At 72.0% G+C, this 20,966-nt stretch carries 18 protein-coding genes, 1 tRNA gene and 1 other RNA gene; 10 read left to right on the top strand and 10 right to left on the bottom strand.

All coding sequences use genetic code 11. The features are described from left to right. The 5 genes from HW566_RS04520 to HW566_RS04500 all read left to right on the top strand — a co-directional run bounded on the left by HW566_RS04520 (position 1) and on the right by HW566_RS04500 (position 5,738). Positions 1 to 1,743, top strand: a complete 1,743-nt coding sequence (locus HW566_RS04520; RefSeq protein ID WP_372955788.1) for an ABC1 kinase family protein — start codon at positions 1 to 3, stop codon at positions 1,741 to 1,743. A 17-nt stretch (positions 1,744 to 1,760) separates the two neighbouring features. Next, positions 1,761 to 2,474: an NUDIX hydrolase gene (locus HW566_RS04515; RefSeq protein ID WP_178010785.1), complete on the top strand. Its 714-nt coding sequence runs from the start codon at positions 1,761 to 1,763 to the stop codon at positions 2,472 to 2,474. A gap of 70 nt (positions 2,475 to 2,544) precedes the next feature. Continuing rightward, a complete protein-coding gene (locus HW566_RS04510; protein WP_178010783.1) occupies positions 2,545 to 3,945 on the top strand; it encodes a serine hydrolase in 1,401 nt (466 codons plus the stop codon). A gap of 9 nt (positions 3,946 to 3,954) precedes the next feature. After that, positions 3,955 to 5,136 carry a PQQ-dependent sugar dehydrogenase gene (locus HW566_RS04505; protein WP_178010781.1) on the top strand — a complete coding sequence of 394 codons (1,182 nt, stop codon included), beginning with the start codon at positions 3,955 to 3,957 and terminating at the stop codon, positions 5,134 to 5,136. Between the two features lie 47 nt (positions 5,137 to 5,183). Next, positions 5,184 to 5,738 carry an NYN domain-containing protein gene (locus HW566_RS04500; protein ID WP_178010779.1) on the top strand — a complete coding sequence of 185 codons (555 nt, stop codon included), beginning with the start codon at positions 5,184 to 5,186 and terminating at the stop codon, positions 5,736 to 5,738. Between the two features lie 19 nt (positions 5,739 to 5,757). Here the strand turns inward: HW566_RS04500 and HW566_RS04495 are convergent, their stop codons facing one another. From HW566_RS04495 to HW566_RS04485, 3 genes are all read right to left on the bottom strand, one after another. Continuing rightward, on the bottom strand, positions 5,758 to 7,521 hold the full coding sequence (locus HW566_RS04495) for a thiamine pyrophosphate-dependent enzyme (protein WP_178010777.1): 1,764 nt from the start codon (positions 7,519 to 7,521) through the stop codon (positions 5,758 to 5,760). 98 nt (positions 7,522 to 7,619) lie between these two features. Further along, the gene (locus tag HW566_RS04490) at positions 7,620 to 9,335 is read right to left on the bottom strand and encodes an AMP-binding protein (protein ID WP_178010776.1); all 1,716 of its coding nucleotides are present in this window, start codon (positions 9,333 to 9,335) and stop codon (positions 7,620 to 7,622) included. An 87-nt stretch (positions 9,336 to 9,422) separates the two neighbouring features. Beyond that, positions 9,423 to 10,055: a Type 1 glutamine amidotransferase-like domain-containing protein gene (locus HW566_RS04485; protein ID WP_178010774.1), complete on the bottom strand. Its 633-nt coding sequence runs from the start codon at positions 10,053 to 10,055 to the stop codon at positions 9,423 to 9,425. A 55-nt stretch (positions 10,056 to 10,110) separates the two neighbouring features. On the opposite strand from HW566_RS04485, the gene HW566_RS04480 reads away from it, so the two are divergent. Then, on the top strand, positions 10,111 to 10,515 hold the full coding sequence (locus HW566_RS04480) for a DUF3054 domain-containing protein (protein WP_178010772.1): 405 nt from the start codon (positions 10,111 to 10,113) through the stop codon (positions 10,513 to 10,515). Between the two features lie 9 nt (positions 10,516 to 10,524). Then, positions 10,525 to 11,022, top strand: coding sequence for a DUF427 domain-containing protein (locus HW566_RS04475; protein WP_178010770.1), 498 nt, complete (start codon positions 10,525 to 10,527; stop codon positions 11,020 to 11,022). Between the two features lie 54 nt (positions 11,023 to 11,076). Here the strand turns inward: HW566_RS04475 and HW566_RS04470 are convergent, their stop codons facing one another. The 3 genes from HW566_RS04470 to HW566_RS04460 all read right to left on the bottom strand — a co-directional run bounded on the left by HW566_RS04470 (position 11,077) and on the right by HW566_RS04460 (position 13,622). After that, positions 11,077 to 11,712, bottom strand: coding sequence for an NADPH-dependent F420 reductase (locus tag HW566_RS04470; protein ID WP_178010768.1), 636 nt, complete (start codon positions 11,710 to 11,712; stop codon positions 11,077 to 11,079). A gap of 68 nt (positions 11,713 to 11,780) precedes the next feature. Continuing rightward, the gene (locus HW566_RS04465; protein ID WP_178010766.1) at positions 11,781 to 12,557 is read right to left on the bottom strand and encodes a siderophore-interacting protein; all 777 of its coding nucleotides are present in this window, start codon (positions 12,555 to 12,557) and stop codon (positions 11,781 to 11,783) included. A 36-nt stretch (positions 12,558 to 12,593) separates the two neighbouring features. Next, positions 12,594 to 13,622: a lactonase family protein gene (locus tag HW566_RS04460; RefSeq protein ID WP_178010765.1), complete on the bottom strand. Its 1,029-nt coding sequence runs from the start codon at positions 13,620 to 13,622 to the stop codon at positions 12,594 to 12,596. A gap of 73 nt (positions 13,623 to 13,695) precedes the next feature. Here HW566_RS04460 and HW566_RS04455 point away from each other — a divergent pair. Continuing rightward, positions 13,696 to 13,787, top strand: a tRNA-Ser gene (locus tag HW566_RS04455). Positions 13,788 to 13,837: 50 nt separating this feature from the next. On the opposite strand, the gene HW566_RS04450 is transcribed toward HW566_RS04455, so the two are convergent. After that, entirely contained in the window at positions 13,838 to 14,473 is a 636-nt protein-coding gene (locus HW566_RS04450) for a cyanamide hydratase (RefSeq protein WP_178010763.1), read from the bottom strand. A 200-nt stretch (positions 14,474 to 14,673) separates the two neighbouring features. Here HW566_RS04450 and HW566_RS04445 point away from each other — a divergent pair, with 200 nt between their 5' ends. Next, positions 14,674 to 16,068, top strand: a complete 1,395-nt coding sequence (locus HW566_RS04445; RefSeq protein ID WP_178010761.1) for a dicarboxylate/amino acid:cation symporter — start codon at positions 14,674 to 14,676, stop codon at positions 16,066 to 16,068. A gap of 33 nt (positions 16,069 to 16,101) precedes the next feature. Here the strand turns inward: HW566_RS04445 and HW566_RS04440 are convergent, their stop codons facing one another. From HW566_RS04440 to HW566_RS04430, 3 genes are read right to left on the bottom strand one after another with little or no spacing between them, the layout of a single operon-like run. Next, the gene (locus HW566_RS04440) at positions 16,102 to 18,432 is read right to left on the bottom strand and encodes a transglutaminase TgpA family protein (protein WP_178010759.1); all 2,331 of its coding nucleotides are present in this window, start codon (positions 18,430 to 18,432) and stop codon (positions 16,102 to 16,104) included. Continuing rightward, positions 18,419 to 19,702 carry a DUF58 domain-containing protein gene (locus tag HW566_RS04435; RefSeq protein WP_256728863.1) on the bottom strand — a complete coding sequence of 428 codons (1,284 nt, stop codon included), beginning with the start codon at positions 19,700 to 19,702 and terminating at the stop codon, positions 18,419 to 18,421. The genes HW566_RS04440 and HW566_RS04435 overlap by 14 nt, the downstream gene beginning before the upstream one ends. A 12-nt stretch (positions 19,703 to 19,714) precedes the next feature. Beyond that, the gene (locus tag HW566_RS04430; protein ID WP_178010757.1) at positions 19,715 to 20,707 is read right to left on the bottom strand and encodes an AAA family ATPase; all 993 of its coding nucleotides are present in this window, start codon (positions 20,705 to 20,707) and stop codon (positions 19,715 to 19,717) included. Between the two features lie 107 nt (positions 20,708 to 20,814). On the opposite strand from HW566_RS04430, the gene ffs reads away from it, so the two are divergent. After that, positions 20,815 to 20,911: signal recognition particle sRNA small type (gene ffs / locus HW566_RS04425), an RNA gene on the top strand. The last annotated feature ends 55 nt before the right edge of the window (positions 20,912 to 20,966 follow it).

Raw genomic sequence — 20,966 nt, 5'->3', positions numbered from 1 at the left:
GTGGCCTCGGCCGACCCGTATCCGCACGCATCACCCGGCGCTGGACAGGCGCCGGGTGATGCGCGTGCGCGCGCCCGCTACCGTCGGATCCTGCGCTTCGCAGCCCGCGCGCTCGTGCAGACGTGGTGGTTCGAGATGGTGCTGCCGCGGTTCGGTCTCGACCGGCTCGCCGAACGGGGTCGCTCGCGACGCATGCAGCGCCTCGCCCGCCGCTTCCACGCCCTGGCCGTCGAGCTGGGCGGCCTGATGATCAAGGTCGGCCAGTTCATGTCGTCGCGCCTCGACGTGCTCCCGCCGGAGATCACCGCCGAGCTGGCGGGCCTGCAGGACGAGGTGCCTCCGGTGCCGTTCGCGCAGATCCGCGCCTCGGCAGAGGCCGAGCTCGGGATGCCGCTCGAGCTGGCCTATGCGGCCTTCGACCCCGAACCGGTGGCGGCCGCCTCCCTCGGGCAGGCTCATCGGGCCCGCCTCGCCCCCGACCAGGCCGCCGACGCGGGCTTCGCCGACGTCATCGTGAAGGTGCAGCGGCCGGGGATCGAGACGATCGTCGACGTCGATCTGGCCGCCCTCCGACGCATCGCCAGATGGCTGCGCCGCATCCGCATCGTCTCGGAGCGGGCCGATATGCCTGCGCTCGTCGAGGAGTTCGCCGTCACGAGCCTCGAGGAGGTCGACTACCGCCACGAGGCGGCGAACGCCGAGCGCTTCCGCGAGAAGTTCGCCGACAACGCACGGGTGGCGGTGCCCGAGATCGCCTGGGAACGCTCGACGTCGCGCGTGCTGACCCTCGCCGACGTGACGGCGATCAAGGTGACCGATGTCGACGCGCTGCGCGCGGCCGGCATCGACCCCAGCGAGGTCGCCTCGGTGTTCGCCTCGGTGATGTTCGACCAGTTCTTCGGGTTCGGCTTCTTCCACGCCGACCCTCACCCGGGGAACGTGTTCGTGACCCCCGTCCCGGAGGCCGAGCGCAGCGTTGACCAGCCCGCGTGGCTGCTCACCTTCATCGACTTCGGGATGATGGGCGACATCTCACCGTCCACGCGGGATGCCCTGCGCACCGTGCTGGTGGCCGCTGCCGCCCGCGATGGCCGCGGCCTCGTGGACGGTATCTCCCGCGTCGGCGCGCTGCTGCCCTCGGCCGACGTGCGCGAGCTCGAACGGGCGATGACCCAGCTGTTCGCCCGCTTCGGGGGCATGGGCTTCGCCGAGCTCAAGCAGGTCGACCCGCGTGAGTTCCGGGACTTCGCCGGCGAGTTCGGCGAGCTGGCGCGCGCGCTCCCGTTCCAGCTGCCCGAGAACTTCCTGCTCGTGGTGCGGGCCGCCTCCCTCACCTCCGGCGTCTGCACCTCGATCGACCCGGCGTTCAACCTGTGGGACGCCGTCGAACCGTACGCGGCGCGGCTGCTGCGGGAGGAGCGCGGCGACCTGATGCGCGAGGTGACGCGCCGGGCCATGGGGTTCGCCGACGTCACGATGCGGCTGCCGCAGCGACTCGACGGTCTCATCACCCATCTCGAAGACGGCAACCTCGATTTCGACAGCCGCCGGTTGGAGCGTCGGATGTCGCGCCTCGAACGCCTCGGCCGGCGAGCGGTGTCGGGCATCGTCTTCGCCGGGTTGCTGGTCGCGGGCGTGCTGTTGCGTCCGGACGACGAGACGTTCGGCACGGTGCTGATGGGGCTCTCGGCGCTCCCGCTGCTGCATGTGCTGCTCGGCGGCGTCCTCGGCCGCCGGGACTGACTGGCTAGCCTGGGTCCATGCCCCTCGACAGTCCGGGCCCCGGTGCCCGCGATCAGCTCGCGGCCGTCGTCGCCAGGGCCGGACAGCCCGGGTCCCTGCCGGGACCGCTCGCGGATACCGTCTCGAGCCCGGCCCCCGGTGTCCGCGCAGCGGCGGTGCTGGTGCTCTTCGGCGTCCTCGACGACGATCCGAGCGATCACACCGCCGCGCCCGTCCCGCGGGACCTCGACGTGCTGCTGCTCGCGCGAGCGGCGACCCTGCGGTCGCACCCGGGGCAGGTCGCGCTCCCCGGCGGCCGGGTCGACCCCGGCGACGCCGACGAGACGGCCGCAGCTCTGCGCGAGGCGCGCGAGGAGACGGGCCTCGACACCTCGGGGGTCGAGGTGCTGGGCACCCTGCCGCCCCTGCCGTTGGAGTACTCGCGGCACCTCGTGACGCCGGTCATCGCGTGGTGGCGGCATCCCTCGCCGATCCGTGCCGTCGACCTCGCCGAGTCGGCTGCCGTCTTCCGCGTCCCGGTCGCCGACCTGCTGGCGCCCCGGAACCGCGGTACCACGGTCCTCCGTCGCGATGACCAGGAGTGGCGCGGGCCCGGCTTCGTCGTGCGGCACGCCGCGGGGGAGTACCTCGTGTGGGGCTTCACGGCCATGCTGCTCGACGGGCTCTTCACCGAGCTCGGCTGGACCGTGCCCTGGGACGCCGACCGGGTGCTGCCCCTCCCTCCGCCGTGACCCGCATCTGCCGCGTGATCTCCTCCCTCGGGGGGAGGCGGGGCGCACGATGGGCAGGCAGGGTGGAGGAGTGACCGCCTCATCCGACACGCCCCCCGCCCGCCCCTCGGAGACCTCGCGAGCGCGCCGCTCCGCCGCCCTCGCTCTCGCCGCGATCACCACCGTGGCACTCGCCGCCTGCTCGCCGGCCGATCCCGGCACCGGCAGCGCGGCGAGCGGCTCCGCATCCGCGGCCGAGATCCCCGACACCGCCGTCGGAGCGCACGCGCAGTGGGTGCTCGACGAGATCAACGCCGACGAGCCCACGGCGATCGAGGAGATCGAGACCCGTTTCGCGCCCGCCTCGGTCGCGGAGCTGACGGCCGCGGGCCTGCAGGACGTCTTCACGCAGATGCAGGCCGCTGCGCCCTGGACGCCCATCGCCTACGAAGGCGCCGACACGCAGGCCCGCGTGACGATCGAGTCGGAACAGGTGACCTACGACATGTCGATCTCGGTCACGCCGGACGATCAGATCGGGATGCTGCTGTTCGCACCGCCCGAGCCCGAGCGCACGCCCGCAGCGTCGTGGGACGAGCTGCGCGAGCAGGTCGAGGCGGCCTCCTTCGAGGTGAGCGTGCAGGTGACCGAGGCCGGTGGCGACGTTCTGCAGTCGATCGGCGATCCCGGTGCCGCACCGATCGGCTCCATCTTCAAGCTGTGGGTCCTCGGCGCCGTCGTCGCCGCTGTCGCGGACGGGACGATGACGTGGGAGGACGAGCTCACCATCGACGCACAGGTGCGGAGCCTGCCGAGCGGGGAGTTGCAGGACCTGCCCGACGGCGCGACGGTCACCGTCCGCGAGGCTGCCGAGAAGATGATCGCGATCAGCGACAACACGGGCACCGACGCGCTCATCCGCGCCGTCGGCCGTGAGTCCGTCGAGGCGGCGATGGCCGCGATGGGGCACGCAGAGCCCGAACGGAACACGCCGTTCCCGACGACGCGCGAGCTGTTCTGGCTGCTGTTCGGAGACGACGATCTGCGGGCGCTCTGGGGCGGCGCCGCCGGGGACGTCGACGCCCGTCGTGCCCTGCTCGAACGCATTCCGGCGGGGGTCCCCGACCTGACATCGGCCGCGACGACCCAGCCGGGGTGGCGCGACGGCGCCGACTGGTTCGCCACCTCCGACGACCTCGTCGCTGCGCAGGAGGCGCTGCAGGAGTACGCGGGCACCGAGGCCGGCGCGCCGGTGCGCGACATCCTCGCGGCCAATCCCGGTCTCGAGTTCGGCGATGAGTGGTCCTACGTCGGGTTCAAGGGCGGGAGCTCGGTCGGTGTGCTCGCCGGATCGTGGTATCTCGAGCGAGAGGGCGCGGCGCCCGTGGTGGTGACCGTGCTCGCTCGCAGCGACGATCCCCAGGACCTCACGAGTCCGGGCGCGGTGCTGGGCTGGGCGCAAGACGCTGCGGCGATCCTCGCGGCGCCGTAGCCTGAAGCGATGAAGCCTTCCCGTCGTGACGGCGTCCGATCTCGTCCGGCGACGAGGCCGTCGCTCGCGGCGGCGTCGCTGCTGATGTCGTCCCTGCTGCTGGTCGCCGGGTGCACGGGCACGGCCGGGCCGGACCCGACCCCCAGCTCCGCTGCGACGGCGACGCCTCCGGCCGAGACCGCGCCGCCGGCCGTCGCCACGACGTGGCGCCCGACCGGCGATCCGATCGATGCGGCGACGCAGTTCGAGGTGCCGTGGTCGGTCGTCGTGCTCGGTGACGGCACTCAGCTGGTGAGTCAGCGCGACACCGGGACGGTGCTCGAGGTCGACGAGGAGGGGGCGTTCCGCCCCGTCGGCGACGTCGATCTCACCGCCGCGGTCGGCGAAGGCGGGCTCCTCGGCCTGGCTGTGATCGAGGCCGACGACGAGATGGACCTGTACGCCTACCTCACGACGGCCGACGACAACCGGATCGTCCGGATGAGGCTCGAAGGCGAGGCCGGCGACCGGCGGCTCGGCGACCAAGAGGTCGTTCTCGAGGGCATCCCGCGCGACCGCGTGCACAACGGCGGCCGGATCGCCGTCGGTCCCGACGGGCTGCTGTACGTCGCCACGGGCGATGCGGGATCCCCGGATGCGGCGCAGGACGCGTCCTCGCTGGCGGGCAAGATCCTGCGACTCACGCCCGAGGGCGAGCCCGCACCGGGAAACCCGTTCGGATCGGAGGTGTACTCCCTCGGGCACCGAAACGTCCAGGGGTTGGCCTGGACCGAGGACGGCACGCTCTGGGCGAGTGAGTTCGGTCAGGACACGTTCGACGAGCTCAACCGCATCGAGGCGGGTGGCAACTACGGGTGGCCCGACGTGGAGGGGGCATCCGACGACGACCGGTACGTCGCGCCGGCCATCGCCTGGACGCCGGACGAGGCGAGCCCGAGTGGGATCGCGGCCCGCGGCGACACGATCTTCGTCGCCGCGCTGCGGGGTGAGCGCGTGTGGGTGATCGACGTCGAGGCGGGTGAGGTGGTGGGCGAGCCGGTGGCGCTCTGGCAGGGCGAGCTCGGGCGCGTCCGCGACGCCGTCGTCAGCGGCGACGAGCTGTGGTTACTGACGAACAACACCGACGGGCGCGGCAACGCCGCGGCCGGCGACGACCGCCTGATGCGGGTGCCGTTGGCGCCGCAGCAGTGAGCGGGCTTGATAGCGTTCGAGGTGAACCACCACAGACAGGGGATCCGGTGACCGAACGCGTGACGTGGCTGCTCATCGACGGCGAGAACATCGATGCGACGCTCGGTCAGTCGATCCTCGGCCGTCGGCCGCTGCCCGACGAACGTCCCCGCTGGGACCGCCTGCTGCAGTTCGTGGACGACCAGTGGAAGCAGCCCGCACGCGGACTCTTCTTCCTCAACGCCAGCAACCACCTGCCGATGTCGTTCGTCCAGGCCCTGCTGGCGCTCGGGTACAAGCCGGTGCCGCTGTCGGGGGAGGCCGACGAGAAGGTCGTCGACATCGCCATCCAGCGCACGCTGGCGGCGCTGCGCGAGCGATCCGATGACGTCGTCCTGGTCAGCCACGACCGCGACTTCGTGTCCGAGGTGGCCGCCCTCACCGGCCCCGAGCGCCGCGTCGGCGTCCTGGCGTTCTCGGAGTTCCGCAGCAGCGAGCTCACGGCCCTTCCCGGCGTGGAGTTCTTCGACCTGGAGTACGACGCGCACGCATTCGACGCCCCGCTGCCGCGCGTGCGGGTCATCCCGATCGAGGCGTTCGACCCCTGGGAGTTCCTGGCCTGAGACCTTCCGCGGGCGCGGCTCAGAGACTGCGCAGGTGCTTGATGTTCGACCGCGCGGTCTCGAGCACGGCCCCGATGCCGCCGGAGTCCTTGGCACCCAGCACCATCTTCGCCATCGACATCCCGAACCCGGCGACCTGCTCGCCGGTGATCGCAGCGGGCATCGACAGGGCATCGGGGTCGGTGACGATGTCGACCAGCGACGGACCGTCGTGGGCGAGGGCCGCGGCCACGGCGGCATCCAGCTCGCCCGGGTCGGTCACCCGCTGCGAGCGGAAGCCCAGCGCACTGCCGACGGCGGCGAAGTCGACCATGGGGACGTCCACCCCGAAGTCCGGGAAGCCGGCGACGAGCATCTCGGCCTTGACCATGCCGAGGGTGGAGTTGTTGAACACGAACACGGTGAGTGGCAGACGGTACGCCGCCACGGTGATGAGCTCGCCGAGGAGCATCGACAGGCCGCCGTCACCGGCGATCGCGATGACCTGGCGGTCGGGGTAGGCCAGCTGAGCGCCGAACGCGTGGGGGAGCGCATTGGCCATCGATCCGTGGCGCCACGAGGCGAGCAGCCGGCGTCCGGGCGAGGGTGTGACGTAGCGCGCCTGCCAGACGTTTCCCATGCCGGTGTCGGCGGTGAAGACGGCATCCGGCGCCGCGGCGCGGTCGATCACCGTCATGGCCCGCTCCGGGTGGATGGGCTGCGCATCGGAGTCGGTGTAGGTCGCCACGGCGTCGGTCATCGCCGCGCGGTAGCGCTTCTGCGTGTGCTCGAGGAAGGACCCGTCGGTCTTGGCCGTCGTCTTCTCGCGCAGCGCGGCGAGCGTCAGGCCGACGTCGCCGTGGATGGGGTGGGTCACCCCGGCACGCCGTCCCAGTCGCTGCGCATCGACGTCGACCTGGGCGATCGTCGTCTTCGCACCGTCCGGCAGGAATTGGTCGTACGGGAAGTCGGTGCCCAGGAGCAGCAGCAGGTCGGCCTCGTGCATCGCGTGATCGATCGCGCCGTAGCCGAGGAGACCCGACATGCCGACGTCGTAGGGGTTGTCGTACTGGATCCACTGCTTGCCGCGCAGCGAGTGACCCATCGGAGCCCGGAGGTGCTCGGCGAACGCGATGACCTGGTCGCGCGCGTCCCGCGCGCCCTCGCCGACGAAGAGGGCGACCTTGTGCGCCCGATCGATCGCAGCGGCGAGGTCGTCGACGCTCTCCGCGTCGGGGGCGAGCCGCCCGGGCCGCGCGGGGACGAAGGGCGGGAAGGGGCCGCTCGCGTGCTTCTCGGCGAGGTCGCCCGGTAGCACGAGCACCGATACCGATCCACCCGCGGTCGCATGGCGGATGGCGGAGTTCACCACGCGTGGCGACTGCTCGGGCGTGAGGATCATCTCGCAGTAGTCGCTGCACTCGGTGAACAGCCGCTCGGGATGGGTCTCCTGGAAGTAGCCCGACCCGATCTGCACGCTCGGGATGTGGCTCGCGATCGCGAGCACCGGCACCCCGGAGCGCTGCGCGTCGTAGAGCCCGTTGATGAGGTGCAGGTTGCCCGGACCGCAGCTGCCGGCGCAGACCGCGAGCTGACCCGTCAGCTCGGCATCGGCGGCGGCGGCGAAGGCCGCAGCCTCCTCGTGGCGGACGTGGATCCAATCGATTCCGCCCTCCGCTGATCCGCCGGAGCGCCGCACGGCGTCGACGATCGGGTTGAGGGAATCGCCGACGATGCCGTAGATGCGCCTCACCCCGGCATCGATCAGCTGGGCGACGATCTGTTCGGCGACGTTCTGCGGCACGGGAGCTCCTTCGACTGCGGCGGGGATGCGCCCAGTCTCGTCCCCCTCGCCGTGTCGGCGACAGGGGTTGCGTACGAGACCGCTGCGAATCCCGGCGCTCAGGCCTTCAGGTCGGGGAAGTCGGCCTCGCGCCACTCGCCCTCGAGTCGACGGCCGGCATCGGCGGCGGCGACCTCGCGATCGCGCAGCTCGACGCGACGGATCTTGCCCGAGATCGTCTTGGGCAGCTCGAAGAACTCCACGCGTCGCACCCGCATGTACGGGGGCATGTGCTCGCGTGCGTGCGCGAGGATCGATCGAGCGGTCTCGGACGACGCCTCCCACGACGCGCCGAGCGAGACGTAGGCCTTCACGACGTTGAGCCGCACCGCGTCGGGGGCGCCGACCACGCCCGCCTCGACGACCGCCGGGTGGGTCAGCAGGATCGATTCGACCTCGAACGGCGAGACCTTGAAGTCGCTGGCCTTGAAGACGTCGTCGGTGCGCCCGACGAACGTGAGTCGACCCTCGGCGTCTCGGGTGGCGACATCGCTCGTGTGGTAGTAGCCGTCGTGGTCGACCGCGGCGGTCCGCTCCGGCTCGCCGAGGTACCCCGGCATCAGATTCAGCGGGCGCACGGGGGCGGTGGGCAGGCAGATCTCTCCTTCGTCGCCGACGCGTCCTGTCACCGGGTCGATCAGCACCACGTCGTTGCCGGGAAGGGGACGTCCCATCGCTCCCGGCTTCACCGCGACGCCCGGGGTGTTGCCGACCACGGCGGTGAGTTCGGTCTGACCGTAGCCGTCTCGGATCTGCAGTCCCCAGCGTCGCTGGATCGTCGCGATGACCTCGGGGTTCAGCGGCTCACCCGCCGACAGCACCTCGCGAAGCGCACGGGGCCGGGTGTCGAGATCGGCCTGGATCAGCATGCGCCAGACCGTCGGGGGTGCGCAGAAGGTGTCGACGGCGTTGCGGTCGAGCTGTTCGACGAGGGCTGCGGCGTCGAAGCGGGGGGAGGTGTGGACGAAGATGGTCGCCTCGGCGATCCAGGGGGCGAAGAACAGGCTCCAGGCGTGCTTGCCCCAGCCCGGTGCGCTGATGGTCAGATGCACATCGCCCGGGCGCACCCCGATCCAGTACATCGTCGACAGATGTCCGACCGGATAGCTCACGTGCGTGTGCACGACCATTTTGGGCCGCGACGTCGTCCCCGAGGTGAAGTACACGATCGCAGGATCGTCCGACGCGACCGCCACGCCGGGAGCGGCGTCGGACGCTGTCGCGGCGGCATCGAAGGGATACCAGCCCGGGCGCTGGCCGCCGACCACGATCCGCGCGAAGTCGCCGTCGATGGCGTCGAACTTCGCAGCATCCGCCGGGTCCGCCAGCACCGCCCGGATGTCGGCACGTTCGACGCGCTCGACGAGGTCCTGGGTGCCGAGCACGACGGAGGTCGGCAGGATGACGGCGCCGACCTTCATGATGGCCAGCATCGCCTCCCACAGCTCGACACGGTTGCCGAGCATGAGCATCACGGCGTCGCCATGCCCGATGCCGAGGTCGGCGAGCCAGTTCGCGACGCGGTTGGATCGACGACGCATCTGCTCGTACGTGACCTGCGCCTCGGTGCCGTCCTCGTCGACGACGTGCAGCGCGACGCGGTCGTTGTCCACGGCGACCGCGTCGAACCAGTCGACCGCCCAGTTGAAATGCTCCCCGACATCCGGCCACGCGAACCCGTCATGGGCGGCCTGGGGCGCGTGGGCGTTGTCGAGCAGGAAGTCGCGCGCGGCGCGGAATGCGGCGGTGGCCGCGGTCGCATCGGGAGAAGACATGGGCCTCGGATCCGTTCTCTCGTCCGGCGCAGGTGCGGGGGACGCCCCTCCGAGTCTAGAAAGGCGCGGATGCGAGGTGCAGCATGTTCAGGTCGATCCGACCACCGTCGCCGTCTCGCCGTCGACGAGGAACGCCTGGTCGTCGCGCAGCGGGAGCAGGGCGAAGTCGGAGCCGTACGCGTCGATCGTGCGGTCGATCAGTTCCGTCGGGTAGGGCGGGAGGGCTCCGTCCGCATGCGGGATCACCGTGACATCGACGAGCCCGAGACCGGCGCGGCTCACGAGGGCGGGGCCGTCGGCGGGGTCGTCCATGAGCGACGCCGGCGTCACGTCGGGTCCCGCGACGATGGATCCCGCGCTGAGGCCGATGTAGGGCAGGCCTTCACGCACGCGATCGACCAGGACGGCGTCGTTGCCCGAGAGGCGCAGCGCCTCGAGCAGCGCGAACGTGCTCCCGCCGGCGACGTAGACCGCGCCCGCATCGGCGAGCAGGGCCGCGGCATCCTGCGGAGAGGTGTCGCGGAGCGTCACCTCGACGACCTCACGGCCGAAGGAGCGCACCGTCTCGCGCTCCGCGGCGACGAACGGAGCGTCGGGGAAGGCCGCCTGCGCATCGGCGACGTAGACGATGGGACCGGACGCGGCGGCGTCCCCGTCGTCCGGATCGTCGAGGAATGCGCGCACCGCGCCGGCGTGGAGGGAGAGGAGGAGCAATCGCACCCGACGACGCTATCGGGGGCGCCGGACACCGCCGCCGTTCGACGAGGATGGACGTATGAGTCGCGCCCCGGTCCTCGCCCTCGTCCTCGACGCCGTCCTCGTGGTGGCGTTCGCGGCGACCGGCCGCGCGAGCCACGACTCCGACGTCCTCGCGGGCCTGTGGCAGACGTCCTGGCCCTTCCTCGCCGGTCTGGCCGCCGCCTGGACGGTCGTGCGCGCGTGGCGCTCGCCGACGGCGATCGTGCCGACGGGTCTGATCGTCTGGGGCGTGACCGTCGTGGGTGGGATGCTGCTGCGCGCGGTGTCGGGTCAGGGCACGGCGCTGCCGTTCGTGATCGTGGCGACGCTCACGTTGCTGGTGCTGCTCGTCGGGTGGCGGGCGATCGCCCGCGGCATCCGTTCGGTCCGGCCGCGCGGCGGTGGGCGTTCTCGCAGCCGGGATGTCGTCCCCCGCGCGTAGCGTGGGGTCATGCGTCGCCCCACTCCCGACCCCGTCGGTCCCGGCCAGGAATCCGTCTGGGACTACCCCCGCCCGCCGCGTCTCGAGCACATCCAGGCGCGCGTCACGATCGATCTGGCCGCCGTCACCGTCGTCGACACCGATGATGTCGTGCGCGTGCTCGAGACGAGCCACCCACCGGTCTACTACCTGCCGGCGGCGTCGTTCGAGCCCGGCACCCTCGTTCCGGCGTCCGGGTCGTCCTTCTGCGAGTTCAAGGGCGCCGCGGTCTATTTCGACGTCGTGCGCGGCGGACTCGTGCGCGAGCGCGCGGCGTGGGGGTACCCCGACCCCGCGCCCGGGTACGAGGATCTCGTCGGACGGGTCGCGGTGTACGCCGGCGGCATGGACCGCTGCACCGTCGACGGCGAGATCGTCGTGCCCCAGCCGGGTGGCTTCTACGGCGGCTGGGTGACGTCGAACCTCGTGGGACCGTTCAAGGGCATCCCCGGTTCGATGGGCTGGTGACGCCCTCCCGCCGACGGGAGCGGGCCGGGAGGGCGCCCTCGGGCGGCCGGGACCTCAGCGCTCGGCGCGAGCCAGGTTCGCGCGGAGCTCGTCGGCGTTCTGCCGCACCACGTACGCGGGTCGGTCGCGTTCGACGCGCCAGCTCTCCGCGAGCGAGCCGATGTCGACGGTGTCGAAGCCGAAATCGTCGTAGAGCGCCGTGACGTGGGCGACCGCGTCCGGGTGGTCGCTCGCGGTGGCCAGGGCCCGTCGGTCGGGGCTTCCGGCGGGAGCGCCGTCGGTGTTGATGTCGGCGGCGGGGATGTGGTTGAACGCCTTCACGACTCTCGAGTCGGCGAAGTGGCGCTGAGCCATCTCGACGGTGGTGGTGCGCTTGTCCTCGAGCTCGGCGATCCTGCCGTCCCGCTCCCAGTAGTAGTTGTTCGTGTCGAGCACGATCTTGCCCGCCAGCGGCTCCGCGGGGATCTCTTCGAGCGCCTTGAGCGGAACCGTGACGACGGCCCAGTCCGCCGCCTCCGCCGCCTCACGCGCGGTCGCGGCCCGTGCGCGCTCCCCGAGTCGGGCGACGAGGTCGCCCAGTGTCTCGGGCCCGCGCGAGTTCGCGATCACGACGTCGTAGCCGCGTGCGACCAGTCCCTCGGCGAGAGCGCTTCCGATGTGTCCTGCTCCGATGATTCCCACAGTGGTCATGGAGACAGCAACCCTCGGACGCATCCGCCGCATTCCCCGCCGCGCCGATCCCGAGCCCCCGCGTCGGCTCAGAGGATCTGACCGATGGGCTCACGCTTCTCGGCCTGGAAGCGGTCCTCGGTGCGGCCGCGCGCCCAGTATCCCGAGAGCGACACCCGCGCCCGGTCGAGACCGCGCTCGTCGAACAGCACGCGACGCAGCGCCTTCATCGACTCGCGCTCACCGTGCGCGAACACCTGCACATCACCCGTGCGCCAATCGCACTGGCGCACCACGGCGGCGAGGGCCTCGGCATCGTGGGTCGGGTCGACGACCCACTCCACCTCGACGCCCGCGGGCGACTCCAGGGGCAGGATGGCGTCGTCCGAATCGACCTCGATGAAGGCGCGTCCCACCGCGTCGGCGGGCAGCGCCTCGAGCGCCGCCGCGATCGCCGGGACGGCGGACAGGTCGCCGGCGAACAGGTGCCAGTCAGCCGCGTGATCGGGCGAGTAGCCACCTCCCGGACCCATCAGCTGCAGCGGGGCGCCGACACGCGCGCTCGCCGCCCAGGGCCCGGCGAGGCCCTCGTCGCCGTGCACCACGAAATCGATGTCGAGGGTGCCGGCTACGGCATCCACCCGGCGCACCGTGTAGGTGCGGGTGACGGGGGCCGACTCGGGCGGCGGCGTCGTGAACATGATCTTGACGTATTTGTCGGTCTCGGGGCGGTTCTCGAACGCAGCGAAACCGGCCCCGCCCAGGGTCACCCTCACGAGGTGCGCGGACAACCGTTCGGTCGAGACCACCTCGAGCTCGATGCTGGGTCGGGGCGTGCGGGGAGCGGTACGAGAAGAGAGAGCCACCTCATCCACGCTACTCCGCCGTCACCGGCGATCCCGTCAGACGAAGCGCACCCAGTTCGCGCCGGCCCCGGTCTCGATCTGCTGCAGCAGGGTCAGCTCCGCGCCGTCGACGGCGTAGAGCGAGATCGTGTGCGACCTCTCGCCGGCGGCGATCAACCGGTCGCCGCTCGGCGAGACGGCGAAGCCGCGAGGCTGCGGCTCGGTCGGGATGAACCTCGTCACCGCTCGGACGGTTCCGTCTTCCGACACGGGCGCCGCGCCGAGCGTGCTCGTGGAGCGTTCGGACGTCCACAGGAACCGCTCGCCCGCACCGAAATGGATGTCCGCGCCCCATACCGCGTGTTTCGACACCGGGTCGCCGCCGATCTCGCCCACCACGAGACCGGCCTCCGGGTCGTAGGCGGGGGCCTGCGAACGCAGCTCGAGCGCTCCCGAGACGAGGTCGCGCGCGTAGTGGAGCACGTCACCCGAGTACTCGGTCATCACGTAGACGGCATCCTGGTCGTGATTGAGCACGAGGTGCCGCGGACCGCTGCCGGCCGGTGCCGCCGCGGTGCCGCCGCCGATCGGGGCGAGCGACAGATCGTCGCCGAGGGCGAACTGGCCGAGGAGGTCGTCGCCGAGCGAGACGAAGTAGACGAACCGGCCGTCGGCCGACGCGAGCACCGAGTGCAGCTTCGAGAACTCGACGCGGCCGGTGGGCTCGCCGATCTCGCCGTCGGTGATCGGGGCGACGAAGCCGTAGCCGCCGCCGTACGACGCCGCCAGCAGCGCCGTGCCGTCGCGGGTGAGAGCGAGGTAGCTCACCGAGCCGCCCGGCAGCGAGAAGCGCGAGCGCGGGGTCAGACGGCCCGATGCGGTGTCGAGCTCGAGGGTGACGATGGCGGCGGGGTCGCCCTTGACGCCGGCGTAGACGAGGTTGCGCCCCGGGTCGACGGCGAAGGTGCCCGTCCCGTTCAGCTCGCCGGTCACGGCGAGACGTTCGAGGGAGTCGGCTGCGAGTCGGAAGACGCTGATGCTGCTGTCACCCGCGTTGGCGACCAGGACGAGAGAGGAATCAGTCACACGTCGAGCCTAGCCGCGGCGTCCGGGCGGGATGCGGCGGGGGAGGGGCGATCGGGCTGGTAAACTCGCGGACGGAAGTGTGTCCGAGCGGCCTAAGGAGCATGGCTGGAATCCATGTAGGCGGGGTAACTCGCCTCGCAGGTTCAAATCCTGTCACTTCCGCCACAGCGAAGAGCGTCTCCCCTCCGGGGTGGCGCTCTTCGTCATGACGGGGCTCAGTGCACAGCGTGCCCGCGGGCGTCCTCGTCGAGGATCCCCGCCCACACCCGTCCGCCCGCCGCGATCCGCTCGGACGCGTCCAGTCGCGCCGCCGCGGTCTGCGGCTTGCGCCGCGCCTGAGCACGGATGCATCCGGCGAACTCGTCGGTGAAATCCAGGCGCGGATGCCGGGCCGTGACGGCGCGAAGCGCGGCTGCATCCCACAGTTCGGGAGCCACGCCCGAGACGTCGAGACTCGTGGCGACCTCGAGCAGATGCCCCTCGGGGTCGAGGGCGGGCTCGACGCTGCGCCACATGTGGCGCTCGATGACCTCGCGAACCCGCTCGCGGCGCTGCGGAGGCCAGCCCGCTCCGGCCGCGAAGGCCCATCCCGCGGCGCCGCCCGCCGATTCGAACGCGATCTCGTGCGCGTCGAAGGCGTCGGTCACACCGAGGTCGTGGAGCATCGCCGCGACGAAGAGCAGCTCGGGGTCGTGGTGCAGTCCGAGCGTCTCGGCGCGCAGCCGCGCCCAGGCCCAGGAGCGGATGCCGTGATTGACGAGCGCCGGCGACGACCAGCGCTCGAGGGTCTCGAGGGCGAGGGCGGCCGTGGCGGTCGGCGGAGCGAGGAGAGCGGCGAGATCGAGCGTCACGCGCTCATTCTGACGGGGGCGGCGGGACACCGAATCGGTGACGACGCTGGTGCGGCAGGGATCAGCGCACGGCTGTCGGGAATGCGACGTCGTGGTCGCCGCGACCCGGTCATCGTCGGTCACATGGCCCCCGGTGCCCCGCAAGGGGTCTAGCGTCGGTGGGTCGCCATCGCGACGCCGTCCCCCTCAGGAGCATCACCATGAGTTCTGCCACGTCGAAGAATCCGCCCGACGCGAAGCGGAAGAAACCGCTCTACCGCTCGTTCGGCTTCCAGATCACCGTCGCTCTCGTCGCCGGTGTCCTGCTCGGCCTGCTCGCCCGCCAGCTCGGCACGGACGCCGAAGGCAACCCGAACGGGTTGGCCGCGACCCTGTCGACCATCGGGAGCGGCTACGTGACGCTGCTGCGCACGGCCGTGGTGCCGCTGATCTTCCTGGCGATCGTGGCCTCCATCACGCAGCTGCGCAATGTCACGAACGCCGCACGACTGGCCGGGCAGACCCTGCTGTGGTTCGGGATCACCGCGCTCATCGCCGTGACCATCGGCATCGTGCTGGGCGTGACGATCCAGCCCGGCGCGCGGGTGGACGCCGGTCAGCTCACCCCCGACGACCCTTCGAGCGTCGGGTCGTGGTGGGCGTTCCTCACGGGACTCATCCCGCAGAACTTCCTGGGCCTGTCGGTGTCGACGTCCGTCGACCCCGAGACCGGTGCGGCGAGCTCGAGCATCGGGTACAACGTGCTGCAGATCATCGTGATCTCGGTGGCGATCGGGATCGCCGCCCTCAAGCTCGGCAAGCGCGCCGAGGCGTTCGTGTCGTTCACCGAGTCGGCGCTGAAGGTCGTGCAGCGTGTGCTGTGGTGGATCATCCGCATCGCCCCCGTCGGAACGCTGGGCCTCATCGGCTCCGCCGTCGTGACGTACGGATGGGAGAAGCTGACGACGCTGCTGTGGTTCGCGGTGGCGGTGTACATCGGCCTCGCGCTCGTGCTGTTCGTCGTGTATCCCGTGCTGCTGAAGACCCACGGTCTGTCGATCCGGCAGTACTTCTCGGGCGTGTGGCCGGCGGTGCAGCTGGCGTTCGTGTCGCGGTCGTCGATCGGGACGCTGCCGCTCACGCAGCGCGTGACCGAGCGCAACCTCGGCGTGCCCCGCGAGTACGCCTCGTTCGCGGTGCCGTTCGGCGCGACGACGAAGATGGACGGCTGCGCCGCGATCTATCCGGCGATCGCCGCGATCTTCGTCGCGCAGTTCTTCGGTCTCGAGCTCACCGTCGTGCAGTACCTCCTGATCGTCGTCGTCTCCGTCGTCGGTTCGGCCGCGACGGCCGGGACGACCGGAGCGACGGTGATGCTGACCCTCACCCTGTCGACGTTGGGCCTCCCGCTCGAGGGCGTCGGTCTGCTGCTCGCGATCGACCCGATCCTCGACATGGGCCGCACCGCGGTCAACGTCGCCGGTCAGGCGCTGGTGCCGACGATCGTGGCCAAGCGCGAGGGCATCCTCGACCGCGAGCTGTACGACGCCGAGCGCACCGGAGACCCGTTCGACGACGACAGCGTCGACGACCTCGAGGTCACCGCTCGGGCCTAGTCGACCACGCGCGGTCGGCGCGGGAACGGCTGCTCAGGCGCGGATGAGTGCCCGAGGCAGCAGTACCGCGCCGACGCGTCGCGCGCTCGACGCCGATGCGAGCAGACCCCTCCGGACAGCGAACGCATCCGCCGCCGCCGCGCGGCCGAGCGCGCGGTCATCCTGCCGTGGGTCGCGCCCGAAGCTGGCGCGCTCGACGGCCGCGACGAGTGTCCCGAGCCGGTCGGCCGGCACGCCCGGCAGCTCGCCGAGGCGGGCGGCCAGAGCACGGGGCGTCTCGGCGGCGGGGACGGGAAGGCCGCTGTCGCGCGCGCTCTCGCGGACGATCCGCCATGCTGCGAGGACGTCGCCTCGCTCGGCGGCACCGCGCTGCCAGCGTCGCCGCGCCGCGCCCACGAGCGCCGGGACCAGAAGGAGGACGGCCGACCCCGCGACGACGCCGACGTACGGCAGCGCCGCGACGATCGACGCTCCGCCGCCGGTCGCGGCGGCCGAGGCCGAGGGGGTCGGAGCGGGGTCCGCCGCGTCGCCCGGGGCGAGGGATGCCGTGGGCTGCGGCGCAGGGGCGGGTGTGACGTCCTGCCCGCCGTCGTCGGGCACCGGCTGGGCCGAGCGGGTGTAGGTCGGCGGTGCGCCGAGACTGTTCGTCGGCTCGAAGGGGATCCATCCGATGCCGGTGAAGTACACCTCCGGCCACGCGTGCAGCTGCGAGCTCATCACAGACGCGACGCTCTCGCCGTCGACCGACCGCCCCGTGGCAGTGCCGGGCAGATATCCCACGACGATCCGGGCGGGCATGTCGAGGGTGCGGGCCATCACCGCGAAAGCCGAGGCGAAATGCACGCAGTATCCGCGCCGCACCTCGAGGAAGTCGGCGATCGCCTCGACCCCGGAACCGTCGAACCCGTCGGCGACGGGCGCATCGAGCGAGTAGCTGAAGTCCTGTCCTCGGAACCATCGCTGGAGCGCAGCGAGCCGGTCGTAGTCGTTGGTCTCTCCGGCCGTCACCTCCCGCGCCGTCGCCTCGATCGATCCCGGCATGTCGTCCGGAAGCGCCGAGACGCTCTCGGGGAGTCCCTCCGCGGTGGTGCCGGCAGCCTGGATCTGCTCGAGCGTGGGACGCACGACATGCGTCGTGGCGACGTACTCCTGCCCCTGCGTGTCGACCCCGTCGCCGATGACGGTGCGATTGGCCGGCATCGCCGCCCACGGGCCGGTGAGCTCGTCCACGCGCACGGTGGGCGTGGGCACGGGCAGCCACGTCGATGACAGCTGCGTGATCGAGACGGTGGTCTGGTACTCGGTGACCCGGATGTCGGGGCCGGCAGCGACCGGACCGAGCGCCTCGGGTGTGAGCGGCACCGTCTCGTCGCGGTCGGGCTCCCAGACGCGCCCGTCGAACTGCGACAGAGTCGCCGCCCGCAGGTAGGGCGCGGCGGGGGCGTTGGTGCGGGCGGTGAGCACCTCGACCTCGGTGGGTCTGCGCAGGTCGTCGCCGAGCTCGAGGTTCGCGTTGATGGTGGTGGCAGGACCCGTGCCGATGCCCACCCGCGGAGCGGGCCGGGGCAGCTCGGGAGCGATCACCACCGTGGCGATGATGGCGACGACAGCGAGCCCGGCGGCGAGCACCGAACCCGATCGGGGGATGCGGACCGGGTCGGCGTCACGGGGCGACCTCCCGGGCCGCGCGGCGCGATCGGCCGCGGTCTGCCGCACCAGCGCGCGCTCCCGCGACCGGGTCTCGGCGCGGATGAGCAGCAGGACGGCGGCCGCGAAGACGACGAAGGCGACGACGTCGACGGCCGACGGCACCGACAGGGCGGGGATGAGCCAGACCGCGGCCAGAGCGACGGTGGCGAGCAGCGGCATGCGGGCGGTGATGACGGTGTGGTCCAGCAGCACGGCGAGCATCGCGACGGCCGCGACGGCGACCACCGAGAGCGGGCGCTCGGCGGCCAGCGGCGCGACACCGGTGATGATCTGATCGGCCGCGCCCGCGGCGATCGCCGGCAATTCGGCGATGGTGCCCGGCGAGGGGATGACCAGGAGCAGCGCCGTGTCGCCGAAGTACGTCGCGGTCACCAGGGCGCCGCCCACCGCCACCTCGGCGAGGGTGACGACCACGGCCGGTGTGCGGAGCCGGCGCAGCGCGGCGCCGACACCGAGCACCGCGACCGCTGCGGCGAGGGCCACGGCCAGCCACGGGCCGGGCGCCACCACTCGCAGCAGCGGGAGGATGGCCGCGACGACGGCGAGGAGCAGGGCGGCGGCGAGTCGCACGTCGCCGCTGCGGGCGAGGGCGGCGCGCGTGGGCATGCCCGCCGTGCGGCGTCGCGCGGTGCGGGCGGCCTCAGACGGCGGCACGGGTCGTCCCCCTCTCGCTCGCGGTGCGCCACGCATCGGCGAGGTCGCCGTGGGGCAGGAGGACGGCCACGCGCCAGCCGGCCGAGCCGGCCCGCTCGAGCGCGGCATCGGTCGAGTCCGCCGCGAGGAGGATCGGCAGCGCGCTGTGCGCGACGAGCGGGGCGAGCGCCGAAGCATCGACCGTGCCCACTCGCGACGTCACGACGACGACGGGGCCGGCGACCGTGCCCGCGAACAGCTTCGGCACGGCTGCGAGGTGGTCCTCGCCCCCGGCGATGACGGTGGCGAGGTCGAGCGAGAGCTGTTCGACGGCGAGCGAATCGCCCGCGGGCACCGGGGCCCCCAGGGGGGTGCCGTCCGTGTCGATGACGGAGACGTCGTATCCTTCCCGGGCGAGACGGGCGACGGCCGACACGGCAGCCGTGACCGCGGCCTCGAACGCCGGGTCGGCGCCGGGCTCAGCCGCCGCCGCGGGCGCCCACCGCTGCTCCGAGCGATCGAGGACGACCGTGGCCTCGGGGGTCGACTCCTGCTCCTCCTGGCGCACCATGAGCTCGTCGTGATGCGCGCTCGCCCGCCAGTTGATGCGGCGCATGGAGTCGCCGGGGGCATACGAGCGGGGGATGAGGTTGTCGGTGCCTTCCCCCAGCTGGTGCGTCGCGGTGTGCAGGCTCCCGCCGGCCTCGCCGGGATACTCGCTGAGCGGGGGAAGCGCGATCACCGCGGGGGTGACGGTGACCGCCTCGGTTCCCCCGATGCGGTGGCGGCGGCGGGTCAACCCGAACGGGTCGGTCACGATCACGACGAACGGGCCGATCTCGCGCACACCGCGTCGAGTGGCGCGGAGGCGGTAGGTCAGTCGCATCCGTTCCAGAGCAGCTGCGCCCACCACGAGGCCCGCGGCGTCACCCTCGACCCCCGGGGGGAGCTCGTCGCTCCAGCGCGCGACCGCCCCGGAGAGGCCGCTGCGAGCCGTCGCGTGCACGGTGACCGTGCTCTCGTGCCCCACCGCCGCGACATCGGGCGAGAACGATCGCGAGACGTCTCCGTAACGGTGGACGAACCAGAGCGAGACCCAGCCGAAGAGCACGATCACCAGCAGCAGCACCCCGACGTAGACGAGCTCGGGCACCCCGAAGCTCTGCGCCGAGACGAGCGCCGCGGCGCCGAGACCCACTGCGCCGGTGCCGCGGAGGGTCAGCGGCCACGCCGAGCGCGCGGCCGCGAGCACGCGACGGGCCCGGGTCGGGGATGCGGCGGATGCGGGCACGGAGCGCGATCCTCAGCGCACCGGCAGCGGCACCGGAACCTCGGCCGCGATGGCCTCGAGCGCCGCCTCGACGACCTCGGCGCCGCTGCGGCCCCGGGTCGCGCCGCTGGTCCGGGCGGGGATGAGGCGGTGGGCGAAGACCGGCTGCAGCAGGGCGACGATGTCGTCGGGGATGACGAAGGGCCGTCCGTCGAGCGCCGCCCACACCTTCGCGGCGCGCACGAGCTGCAGCGTCGCCCGCGGGCTCGCGCCGAGCCGCAGGTCGGGGTGTTCGCGGGTGGCGCGGGCGATCGCGACGGCGTACTCCTCCACGGCGGGGGAGACGTGCAGTCCCCGGGCCCACGAGATGAGCTCCTGGACCTCGGCGGCCGAGATGACCGGGGAGAGCGATGTCAGCGGATTGACGCTGTCGCGCTGGCGCAGCATCCGAGCCTCCGACGCGGCGTCGGGGTAGCCCATCGAGATGCGCATCATGAAACGGTCGCGCTGCGCTTCGGGGAGCGCGTACGTCCCCTCCATCTCCAGCGGGTTCTGCGTTGCGACGACGAGGAACGGCGCCGGGAGGGGGTGGGTCCGCCCGTCGACGGTGACCTGGCGCTCCTCCATCGCCTCGAGCAGGGCGGATTGGGTCTTGGGGGAGGAGCGGTTGATCTCGTCGGCGATGACGATGTGGGCGAAGATCGCACCCTGTTTGAACTCGAACTCGCGGTCGGCCTGATTGAACACGCTCACCCCGGTCACATCTCCCGGCAGCAGATCGGGCGTGAACTGGATGCGGCGCACGGACGCGTCGACCGACGCTGCGAGCGCCCGGGCGAGCACCGTCTTGCCGACCCCGGGCACGTCCTCGATCAGCAGGTGGCCCTCGGCGAGCAGGCAGACCAGCGCGGACCGCACCGCCTCGGGTTTTCCGTCGATGACCCCGGCGATGCTCGCCGAGATCGCGTCGGTGGTGGTGGCGAACCGATCGGGGCCGGAAGCCGCCCACGTGCCGTCGTTCGTCATGCGATCCCCTCGTTGTCGGCGCCGCGTGCCGCGCCGCGTCGCGCCCGTCTGGCGAGAGCCTAACCGCCCCCGGTGACGGGGGGACTCAGCTTCGTGGTTAGACTGGTGGCAGCTCTCCGCGAGGCGGCATCCAGGCCAACTCCCCCAGGACGGAAACGTAGCAAGGGTAACCAGGCTCTGCCGGGTTCGCGGAGAGTCTTACTTTTCCCCACCGTCGTGGCCTGCGGCATCCGCCGCCGCGATCCGATGGGATATTCAC

It is taken from the genome of Microbacterium oleivorans (genome assembly GCF_013389665.1).
GTDB classification, from domain to species: domain Bacteria; phylum Actinomycetota; class Actinomycetes; order Actinomycetales; family Microbacteriaceae; genus Microbacterium; species Microbacterium oleivorans_C.
This window is presented reverse-complemented; position numbering and strand designations above follow the sequence as displayed.